The organism is Aeromonas sp. L_1B5_3 (genome assembly GCF_963866575.1).
Classification (GTDB): Bacteria; Pseudomonadota; Gammaproteobacteria; order Enterobacterales; family Aeromonadaceae; genus Aeromonas; species Aeromonas jandaei.
In genome coordinates this window covers 63,051-69,239 of the sequence record NZ_CAWMDN010000115.1, presented here as the reverse complement: position 1 = coordinate 69,239, position 6,189 = coordinate 63,051, and the positions used below count along the sequence as shown (strand labels likewise).

At 60.4% G+C, this 6,189-nt stretch carries 9 protein-coding genes and 1 pseudogene; 3 read left to right on the top strand and 7 right to left on the bottom strand.

The features are described 5' to 3' along the window. From flgEL to lfgB, 4 genes and pseudogenes are all read right to left on the bottom strand, one after another. Positions 1-544, bottom strand: a pseudogene (gene flgEL / locus AACR93_RS12375) (lateral flagellar hook protein FlgEL); the annotation flags it as partial. A gap of 18 nt (positions 545-562) precedes the next feature. Next, positions 563-1,270, bottom strand: coding sequence for a flagellar hook assembly protein FlgD (locus tag AACR93_RS12370; protein WP_043850983.1), 708 nt, complete (start codon positions 1,268-1,270; stop codon positions 563-565). 3 nt (positions 1,271-1,273) lie between these two features. Continuing rightward, positions 1,274-1,699: a lateral flagellar basal body rod protein FlgCL gene (flgCL, locus tag AACR93_RS12365; protein WP_033115416.1), complete on the bottom strand. Its 426-nt coding sequence runs from the start codon at positions 1,697-1,699 to the stop codon at positions 1,274-1,276. A 2-nt stretch (positions 1,700-1,701) separates the two neighbouring features. Then, on the bottom strand, positions 1,702-2,091 hold the full coding sequence (lfgB, locus tag AACR93_RS12360; protein ID WP_041210152.1) for a lateral flagellar basal body rod protein LfgB: 390 nt from the start codon (positions 2,089-2,091) through the stop codon (positions 1,702-1,704). A 60-nt stretch (positions 2,092-2,151) separates the two neighbouring features. Here lfgB and lfgA point away from each other — a divergent pair, with 60 nt between their 5' ends. The 3 genes from lfgA (at position 2,152) to lfgN (ending at position 3,736) form a co-directional block, all read left to right on the top strand. After that, a complete protein-coding gene (gene lfgA, locus AACR93_RS12355; RefSeq protein ID WP_043850982.1) occupies positions 2,152-2,943 on the top strand; it encodes a lateral flagellar basal body P-ring formation protein LfgA in 792 nt (263 codons plus the stop codon). 77 nt (positions 2,944-3,020) lie between these two features. Beyond that, complete coding sequence (gene flgM, locus AACR93_RS12350) at positions 3,021-3,296, top strand: flagellar biosynthesis anti-sigma factor FlgM (RefSeq protein WP_033115419.1); 276 nt, start codon at positions 3,021-3,023, stop codon at positions 3,294-3,296. Continuing rightward, positions 3,293-3,736, top strand: a complete 444-nt coding sequence (lfgN, locus tag AACR93_RS12345) for a lateral flagellar protein LfgN (protein WP_043850981.1) — start codon at positions 3,293-3,295, stop codon at positions 3,734-3,736. The genes flgM and lfgN overlap by 4 nt, the downstream gene beginning before the upstream one ends. On the opposite strand, the gene lfiJ is transcribed toward lfgN, so the two are convergent. Genes lfiJ through lfiH form a run of 3 tightly spaced genes read right to left on the bottom strand, consistent with a single transcriptional unit; the run spans position 3,733 to position 6,178 of the window. Further along, entirely contained in the window at positions 3,733-4,152 is a 420-nt protein-coding gene (lfiJ, locus tag AACR93_RS12340) for a lateral flagellar protein LfiJ (RefSeq protein WP_043850980.1), read from the bottom strand. The genes lfgN and lfiJ overlap by 4 nt on opposite strands. A gap of 12 nt (positions 4,153-4,164) precedes the next feature. Then, positions 4,165-5,493, bottom strand: a complete 1,329-nt coding sequence (gene lfiI / locus AACR93_RS12335; RefSeq protein WP_043850979.1) for a lateral flagellar FliI-like assembly ATPase LfiI — start codon at positions 5,491-5,493, stop codon at positions 4,165-4,167. Next, positions 5,486-6,178 carry a lateral flagellar assembly protein FliH gene (gene lfiH / locus AACR93_RS12330; RefSeq protein WP_043850978.1) on the bottom strand — a complete coding sequence of 231 codons (693 nt, stop codon included), beginning with the start codon at positions 6,176-6,178 and terminating at the stop codon, positions 5,486-5,488. Before lfiH ends, lfiI begins: the two co-directional genes overlap by 8 nt. Positions 6,179-6,189: the final 11 nt, after the last annotated feature.

Here is a 6,189-nt window from a genome sequence, read left to right as displayed (position 1 = left end):
GGGAGTAGCTGAAGCTGTCTGACTTGGCTGGATCGAAGGGGTGAAGAGCCGGATCGATCACGCTGGCATCCGCCTTCAGGTTGGCGACGAACTCCAGCTTGTCGGATGCCTTGGCTGGCAGGCTGCCGGCTTTGACCTGAATGTCACCGATCACGCCGGATTGCAGCTCACCGGCATCATTGGTGGTATAGCCCTGCAAACGGGTGCCGTTGGCGGTCGTCAGGTAGTTGTTCGGGTCACGCTGGAACATGCCGGCTCTGGTGTAGGAGGTCTGGCCGTTGCTGTCCTTGAGCACGAAGAAACCGCTGCCGGAAATGGCCAGATCCAGACCACGGCCGGTACGCATCACGTCGCCATTGCGGTCAAAGTTCTGGGATACGTTGTTCATCTCGACCCCGCCCGCCTGACCGCCGCCATAGATGGCTGCAAACTCGGCACGGCTGGACTTGAAGCCCGCGGTACTGGCGTTGGCCACGTTGTTGCTGATAACGCTCAATTCCTGGTTTACGGCGCGCAGGCCGCTCAATCCGATACTGAAAGACACAATTTCGCTCCTGTTTGATTACGCCGATTTGCCGAACTGAATGGCACTGAAGAGGGGGACGTCACCCACGCCAGCGACCTGCAACATGATCTCGCCGGTGCCGGGCAGGGTGACGCGATCCACCTTGCTGGCGACATAGTTTTTGGACGTGGTGGCAACTCCGTTGAGGGATGCCTTGACCTCGAAGCTGTACTCCCCGGCGGGCAGCTCCGGCAATTCATAATCCAGCCCGCCAGCCTTGCTTTCACCCCAACTCTTGGTCGCCACCAGGGTGCCATGCTCGTCATACACCTTGAGCTCGACCTGATCGGCGGCGCCCGCCAGCTCGACCTGACCGCGAATGGCTTTGTCATCGCTCTTGGTCAGGGTCTTGCTCGGTACCATCACCTCTTTATCGATAAGGTCGGTACTCTGCAGGACCTGCTGGGTATCCATCATGTTGATGGACTTCTGCTGCAGCAGTTTCAGGCTCTCGACCCCTTCCACCATGCTGAACTGGGCCAGCTGGGTGACATATTGGGCGCCATCCAGCGGGTTGGTGGGATCCTGGTTCTGGATCTGGGCCACCATCATCTGCAGAAATTCGTTGCGCAGTTGCATGCCGCTCTGGGCACTCTGGCCAGTGGCAGAGCCAGCCGCCACATTGTTGGGGGCGATATCCGGGGTGGCAGAGCGCGGGCTGGCACCACGGGCGGTATCAAGGGTGCTTACCTGAGGCAGACTCACGGCTTAGACCCCCTGACCAAGACGCAGCAAACCCTGCTGCATGCTGTTGATGCGATTGATCACCTCGACCGAGGTTTCGAAACCGCGGGAGGCACTCATCATGTCGGCCATCTCCTCCACCGCATTGACGTTGGAGTAGTAAACAAAACCGTCTTTATCGGCGATCGGGTTGGTCGGTTCGAGACGCTTCTCGACCTGACGATCAGACTGCACTATGCCGGCGATCTGAACCTGTGCAGACCCCAGCGCCTCTGCATCCTGCACGCGCTGATAGAGAGTGGAGAAAACCGGCTTGATGGCGCGAAACGCGGCATCTTCACTGCCGGCGGCACTGTCCACGTTCGCCAGATTGGAGGCGACGGTATCGAGTCGCACGGTTTGCGCCCGCATGGCACTGCCGGCGATGTCATAGATTCGGTTGAACGACATGATTAACGCCCCTCGATCGCTTTGGCGATCCCGGTGATTTTCATATTCAGGAAGGTCAGGCTGGTCTGGAAATCCGTGGCATTGTTGGCAAACTTGCTCTGCTCGACGCTGAGCTCAGCGGTATTGCCATCCATGGATGCCTGATAGGGGATGCGATAGAGCGGATGCTGCATATCGTCAGCCATGGTGCCCTGACTGATGGCAGCGCTCTCATCGCCTGCCGCAACTTGCTGTGCGACACGGCCAAGAATCGTCTTATAATCGACGTCCCGGGCCAGATAGCCGGGGGTATCCACATTGGCCAGATTCCCGGCCAGAATACGCGCCCGGTCAGCCCGGATATCAAGGGCATAAGGGTGTACGCCAAGAGCGCTGTCAAATGAGATACTCATGCTTCATCCTTTTATGAATCAGTCAGACCGGTGCACTCGTTATCAAGACTCATGCCAATCATGAAGATCCCTTATTTGCGCCGGATGCAGCGCAGCCCCTGGCTGATCACATTGATAAAAGGGGAAGTACCGTTTCCCGTATGGAAGCGATCAGGCCTCTTCTGGCTGCTGATGCTGGCAAGCCCGCTGCACGCTGAACCCGGCGAGCTGTCGCAACAGGTCGGTGCCCGCCTCAGGGAGGATGCAAGTCAGACCCTGCATGCCTACCTGCAACAACAGGGCTGGGCAATCCCGGAGGTGGACTATCAGGTGTGGATCTCTCCGGCGGTGGAACACCTTCCTCCCTGCCAACAAGAGATCCGATTGCAGGCAGGGGGCCAATACCGCCAGCCGTGGGGTCGTCGCCCCTACCTGGTCGAGTGTGCCAACCCCTCCTGGCAACTGAGAGCCCGGGTCGAGGTCACGCTCATGCTGCCAGTCTGGATGACGGCCCGGGAGATCCGGAAAGGCCAGACCATTCAGGCAGCGGACCTCGTCGAGGAGTCGCTGGATGTCAGCAGACTGCAGCGAGGCTTCATTCCCGTCTCCGAGTCGCTGACAGGCAGCAAGGCCAATCGCAATCTCAGGATGGGGCAGTTGATTGGCGAACTGGACCTGCAGAAGGCCTGGGCGGTGAAGGAGGGTGAAGGGGTGTTGATCCGGGCCGGTCAGGGCGGATTCTCGGCCACAACCCGCGGCACGGCATTGGCAAGCGGCGCCATCGGCGATGGCATCAAGGTACGCAACAGCAGCTCAGGCAAAGAGATCCAGGCCTGGGTCATCGCAAAAGGGGAAGTCGAAACCCGTTTTTGAACCCGTATAAGGGTTTTTATTCAAGTTAGGCCGACCTTGGGTCGCTTTGCAGAGATAGACCACCAGGAATTGACGTTATGAAAATCACACGCACCGACCCGCTCTACGTTCAGACCCAGTTGCAACGCAAGCAGGATGGCGCGCCAGCCCAAGTCGAGGCGCGCGCTACCAAGGCTGACGCCCAGATCAGCAGCACGGCACAGGTTGTCAATCAGGCGAGAGCCCAGCTTGCTACCACATCCGACGTGGATATGGAAAAAGTGAACCGGATCCGTCAGGCCATCAGCGAAGGAAAACTGGAGCTCGATATGGATGCACTGGGTCAGGCCATTCTGGACATGCATCGCCGATGAGCATGGAGCCGAAACAGCGGATCAAGGAGTTGATCCTGGGCATCCAGCAAGATTGCAGCCGCTACGCCGAGCTGCAGAGCCTGTTGCTGCGCCAGCACGGCTTGCTGGCAGCGCACGATGTCGATGGGCTGGCAACCCACAACCAGCAGCAGACAAGGTTGATGGCCGATGTGCAAAAACAGGCGCAGCAACGTTGCCACCATCTGCTCGCACTGGGACTGAAACCGGATGAAAAGGGGATGGCGACCCTGATTGCCAAACTGCCTGCCACCATGCAGCCAAAAGTCGCTAGCCAGTGGCAACAACTCGAACTGCTGTTGCAGCAGTGTCTGCGCCAGAACGATCTCAACGGCCGGCTGCTGGCTGGGCAGATAGAGACCATCAACGCGCTGCTGGGCCAGGAGCATGCTTACGGCCAGCTGGAGCGTTTTCCCGACTAGTTCCCCTCTTTGAGCTGACGGTGGCGCAAGCCGGAAAGCTCGTCGAGCTGGCGCTGATCCCGCAGCTCCCGCTGCTGGCTGATGGCTCGCTCACGCTTGTCCAGCAGGTGCTCCAGCCCCTTGACCCGACCAAACTGCCTGACCACCTCCCCTTCATGGCGATCCAGTTCCAGCTTGGCCAGTGCCGATTGCTGCACCTGATGGGCCAGCAGATGACGCAACTGGCGATCCATCTGTTGCTTGTTCTGCCACAGCAAGGGATGGAAAGTGGCCGAGCCGGGGCTCAGCGAGCCGATCACCTCCTGCAACCGCAAGGCTCTCTGCTCTTCCCTTATCGCCTCTTCCCGCAAGCGCTGACGCTCCTTGCCGAGCACCTCCAGCGCCTCCTGCTGCAAGCCGAGATAGGATTTCAACATGGCGACCTCTGATTACCTGCCCAGAACCTGCTTGAGCCCAGCCACGACCTGAGCCAGTGGGGTCTCTTCATGGATCCCCTGCTGCAGGAAGGCGGCAATGGCCGGGTAACGTTGTACCGCTTCGTCCATCTGGGGATCGGCCCCCGGTTGATAGCCACCGAGCGGCAGCAATTCGCGCACCTGCTGATAGCGCCCCCACAATTGGCGCAAGGTGACCGCCAGCTGCTGCCAATCAGTCGGCACCACTTGCGGCATCACCCGGCTCACCGAAGCGCCGATGTCGATGGCCGGGTAGTGTCCCTCTTCCGCCAGACGTCGGGTCAGCACTATGTGACCATCCAGAATGGCTCGGGCCGAGTCGACTACCGGGTCCTGCTGATCATCCCCTTCCGCCAAAACAGTGTAAAAGGCACTCAGGCTGCCATCAGGGTGGGTACCGTTGCCGGCCCGTTCCACCAGCTGGGTCAGCATGCTGAACACCGATGGCGGGTAGCCGCGCGTCGCCGGCGGCTCACCGATAGCCAGTGCGATTTCGCGCTGGGCCTGGGCGTAGCGGGTGAGGGAGTCCATCAATAGCAGCACATCATGGCCCCGCTCACGAAAATATTCAGCAAGACGATGGCAGAGCTGGGCGGCACGCAACCGCATCAGAGGGGATTGATCCGCCGGAGCGGCCACCACCACCGAGCGGGCCAGACCTTCCGCACCGAGACTGTGCTCGATGAACTCGCGGACTTCACGACCTCGTTCACCAATCAGCCCCACGATGACGATCTGTGCCGTGGTGTTGCGGGTCATCATGCCGAGCAGCATGCTCTTGCCCACGCCGGAGCCGGCAAACAGGCCCAGTCGCTGCCCCTTGCCAACCGTCAGCAAGCCATTGATGGCACGGATACCCACATCAAGAGGTTCACGGATCGGCGTGCGCAGCAGCGGATTGGGCGGAGAAGAGAAGAGTGCAACACGCTCCCCCTCGTCACGAAGAGGACGGCCATCCAGCGGCTGCAACAGACCATCGACAACCCGGCCCAGAAGATGTTCGCCGACCCTGATTGTCTCTTCGCCATCGATTGGCAGCACCCGGGCTCCGGCGTAAAGCCCTCCCATGGGCTGCAGCGGCATCAGATAGGAGATCTCCCGGTTGAAACCCACCACCTCTGCCAACAGAGACTCGCCGGATGCCGTATCGACCCGGCAGCGCTGCCCCATCACCAGCTGGCAGCCGATTACCTCAAGGGTCAGCCCCGTTACGCGAACCAGTCGGCCATAGCGGCGAAAACCGGGCACCTCGTCAAAGCAGTCGAGCGCCGAGGTGAGCGCCTGTTGCAGAGCTTCATGCATGCTGCGGCAGTTCCAGCGTGCTGTTCAGCTGCTCGATGCAGGAGGCAAGGCGCTCGCCGGTATTGACCTCGATCACCGCAGCCCGTGTTTCGATGCGGGCATCGCCAATGGCCAGATTGGGGTCTACCTGCAACGGCCACCCTTCGCAGCGGGTGACTCCCTGTTCGGCCAGACGCTGGCGATCCCCCTCATTGAGATAGATGACCAGCTCTTCCGAAGCGGCAGGCAGAGTCGCCAGCGCCTGCTCTACCTGATTGAGTACCTGCTGGGGATTGAGAGTAAATTCGGCCTGGATAACCCGCTTGGCCACCTGGGCCACCAGCTGGGCAATCAGCGCTTTCTGCTCATGCATCTTTACCCGGGTCAGGGATTCCCACTGCTCCTGCAGCTTGGCAAAGGGCACCATGGCCTGATCGAAAGAGGCGCGCCCCTCCGCCAAACCCTGAGCGAATCCGCGGGTTTGTCCCTGCTGCAGCCCCTTGGCCTCCCCTTCCACCAGACCGCTGGTCAGTCCCTGCTGATATCCGGATTGATACCCTTCGTCGTGACCTTGCTCCAGCCCCTGCTGATAACCAAACTCGAACTGCTCCTGCTGACTCTGAGCCTCTTCCCCGCTCTGCCCCAAGGCCGGAAAGCGGTAGAGCCGGGTCGGGCCGGGCATCAACTTGCGCACATAGTGACTCATCAATGCCCCCT

Excerpts from the sequence above, each read along its gene's own strand:
- lfiJ (WP_043850980.1), bottom strand. The coding sequence starts at position 4,152 with ATGTTGAAATCCTATCTCGGCTTGCAGCAGGAGGCGCTGGAGGTGCTC.
- lfiH (WP_043850978.1), bottom strand. The coding sequence starts at position 6,178 with ATGAGTCACTATGTGCGCAAGTTGATGCCCGGCCCGACCCGGCTCTAC.
- flgCL (WP_033115416.1), bottom strand. The coding sequence starts at position 1,699 with ATGTCGTTCAACCGAATCTATGACATCGCCGGCAGTGCCATGCGGGCG.
- lfiI (WP_043850979.1), bottom strand. The coding sequence starts at position 5,493 with ATGCATGAAGCTCTGCAACAGGCGCTCACCTCGGCGCTCGACTGCTTT.
- lfgB (WP_041210152.1), bottom strand. The coding sequence starts at position 2,091 with ATGAGTATCTCATTTGACAGCGCTCTTGGCGTACACCCTTATGCCCTT.
- lfgN (WP_043850981.1), top strand. The coding sequence starts at position 3,293 with ATGAGCATGGAGCCGAAACAGCGGATCAAGGAGTTGATCCTGGGCATC.
- flgM (WP_033115419.1), top strand. The coding sequence starts at position 3,021 with ATGAAAATCACACGCACCGACCCGCTCTACGTTCAGACCCAGTTGCAA.
- lfgA (WP_043850982.1), top strand. The coding sequence starts at position 2,152 with ATGAAGATCCCTTATTTGCGCCGGATGCAGCGCAGCCCCTGGCTGATC.